At 38.9% G+C, this 2,946-nt stretch carries 2 protein-coding genes; both read left to right on the top strand.

Features of this window, described 5'->3' with window-relative positions; genetic code table 11:
* Window positions 1-530: 530 nt before the first annotated feature.
* Window positions 531-1,874 carry an IS21 family transposase gene (gene istA / locus RDO37_RS04440; protein WP_308498248.1) on the top strand — a complete coding sequence of 448 codons (1,344 nt, stop codon included), beginning with the start codon at window positions 531-533 and terminating at the stop codon, window positions 1,872-1,874.
* Window positions 1,871-2,761, top strand: a complete 891-nt coding sequence (locus tag RDO37_RS04445; protein ID WP_308498249.1) for an ATP-binding protein — start codon at window positions 1,871-1,873, stop codon at window positions 2,759-2,761. The genes istA and RDO37_RS04445 overlap by 4 nt, the downstream gene beginning before the upstream one ends.
* Window positions 2,762-2,946: the final 185 nt, after the last annotated feature.

The following is a 2,946-nucleotide window of genomic DNA, read 5'->3' on the forward strand; positions in this document are numbered from 1 at the left end:
TGTGATATGCAACGATTTGAGCATACCAACGCAATGAAAAACGGATCCACCTGCTAGTTTCGGTTCTGTTATACCTCAAGCAGTTTTATATAGTAAAAACTTAATAAGTATACGTACCTTACGAGGTTTTTCTGTATCATAAATTGAGCGTTATAACTGGGATCCTAGAAATAAGTATTAATAGACTATTTATATCATAAAACATCTAGAATAGCACTTGCTAAGCAGGCATAATGCAGCTGCTTATTTCGTTTCTGAGACGAAAGATTATGTGATCCAAATGGATCTCATTACACGATTCAGTTTACGTATAAGTTTTAGCTGTCTTGTTTATCAAGACTCAAGGTTTGGTTATGCAAATTGCTTTCGTTTCTGAAACGCAATCAAAATTGATCAAATAAAGTGGCTCAATATTCATTTCGTTTGTGAAGCGAAATTTAATGTAAGCCGGCTCAATTTGTTTTCGTTTGTGAAACGAAGAAATTTTCATATCTACTCTTTTAAGTTAACACTAAATAAGGTAGAAAATCTTGATTTCAGAACATTCTAGAATCAGCATCATAACCCTTGCATCTAGAGGGATGAGCAATAGACAAATTGCTCTGACAGTTGGGGTAAGTAGAAATACCGTAGCTAGAGTGCTTAATGATGACCAGAAAGTACCCAAGAAGCGCCCTGCATGGTACGCAAATCTTGATACTGACTTCATTATCAAGAAGTACAAACACTTCGGTAGCGCAGTAAATTTGCATCAGAACATGATCGAACAGCCTGAATTGTACGGGCTTGGTTCACCATTCAATATAAGCCTCAGATCGGTTCAGCTGTTTATTAATAAAAACTACACTGAAGAGCAGAAGGCATTTGGAAAACGCGCAATTAATGCATTCCATTGTCTTCCAGGTCAACAGATGCAGATTGACTTTACATCGACTAAATTCCCTTTTGTCGATGGTGAGCGCGAGATTCATATATTTGAAGTTGTGCTTTCTTATTCACGATTACTGCGTTGCTATGTTTGTAAGGACATGACGCAATACTCTTGGCTTTCCAGCATATGCAGGTTCGTGCTTGAGTACGGAGTTCCAAGTGAGATCCTTTGTGATAACGACAGATCACTTGTGTCATCCAACGATGGTGATAGTTATATCATTAACCCCACCTTTGCTTATTTTTGTAAACAGATAGGCTCTGTGCCTAAGCCTTGTCGACCATTTAGACCCCAAACAAAGGGCCGTGTGGAACGTGCTGGAGGCTACATTAAAGGCAATTGTATAAACTATTTAATAGGTGCTGGCGTTCAAGTAAAGGATTTAGAAGACCTTCAACAGCACCTTGATGCATGGTGTGTAAATATTGCGGATAAACGTCCTCACGACCGTGCTAATCCAAGTACAAGTAAAACTGTTGCTGAAGTTTATTTAACTAAAGAAAAAGATTTTTTAGTCTTTCCTAAAATTGATCCAAAGTCCTTAAGACTGCAAACTGAAAGGTTCATAGTCAACAAAAAAGGCCAAATAACTATCTTCGGTATGACTTGCCAAATTGAGGATAAGAAATATTGGAGACAGCCTGTTATTGTCGCCATTATGGCGAAAGGTGATTACATCATCTCGACTGAGGGTGGAGCCACTATTTGCAAAGGCATGGTTCCTCAAGAAAACTTGCGTAATTATCCTTTTAAGGAGAAACCAATTAGGCGGACAAAAAGCAAAACCAAGGAAGTAAAGTCTGAAGAGTCCAATGTAATTACCTATGGACAGCGCACCCATAAATCAAGTGTGGTGAATGCCCAGACGAAGGCCTTACAAAAACCAACAGAAGGAAGGAGTTCTCTCTCTGTCCTTGATGAAATGTTTGAGGGGAACTTATGATGAACAACCTAGAGTTCAATCCTAGCTCAACCTCTGATTGTATTTCTTATGCTGAAAACTCACAGGTAGCTGATGAATCAAAGATTAGGGTCACGGTACGTGCTCCTAAAAATAAGGCTTCAGCATATTCTCCAAGTGCAAAAAGCGAGAGCAAGGGCATGTCATCAAAAGAAACCGTCACATTGCATGACCGCCTATCTAACGTTTGCGCAGAGCTTAATTGGAGATGCTACGAACATAGTTTGCAGCTGTACCTTGAGGAGGGGCAAGAGCAAAGCCTCAATTATGCAGAGAACGTTATAGATGCTTTAGAGCATGCTGTTATGCTTAAGCGAGTTGCCAGAGCAAACAGATTAATAAAGCAAAGCGGACTGTCAGAGGCTCAGTTGGAAACTAACTATAATCCTAATCTCTTCAGCTTTAGCGATAACTTTGACCCGCAACGTCTTGGTGAGCTTGAGCATGATGAGAATCTATTTATACGAGGAGAACCTGGTGTAGGCAAAACTCTTACTGCATTACAGTACGCCAAAAGAGCCATCTATGAAAAAGGATACTCTATTTATTTTGCATACTCAACTGAACTGTTTGCCTTATTGAGAGACCCGATTCGTGCCCCTGATTTACTCAATAAAGTAAAAAATGTTCGATTGCTTATCCTCGACGACGTTGGTCATGAGGACATTTATGAGGGTAACACTAATGCTTTTTATAACATTGTAGCCTACAGACTTAATAAGCAAAAATCCACAATCATAACGAGTGGTACGGCTGTCGAACAATGGGCATCAAGATTTGATGATAGGAAATTGTTTGAGTCAACAGTAACTCGATTTGTAAGCAAAGCTTATCTCATGCACATGACAGGTAGAAATCTCTACTTGTAATTACAAGTTACTGTTTACTGCCTTAGATTAGGCTGAAATTAGTAGCCATAGTGGTATAGTCTGCTATGGCTATTTTTTTTACTAACTTTTGCAAAACTATACACAACGTGGATCACTTTTAAATTTTAGCCAGAGGATCTGTTTTCATTGCGTTAATATGCTCAAATTCATTGCACACGACAACA

The sequence above is a fragment of the uncultured Anaerobiospirillum sp. genome (genome assembly GCF_902485895.1).
Classification (GTDB): Bacteria; Pseudomonadota; Gammaproteobacteria; order Enterobacterales; family Succinivibrionaceae; genus Anaerobiospirillum; species Anaerobiospirillum succiniciproducens.

Excerpts from the sequence above, each read along its gene's own strand:
- RDO37_RS04445 (WP_308498249.1), top strand. The coding sequence starts at position 1,871 with ATGATGAACAACCTAGAGTTCAATCCTAGCTCAACCTCTGATTGTATT.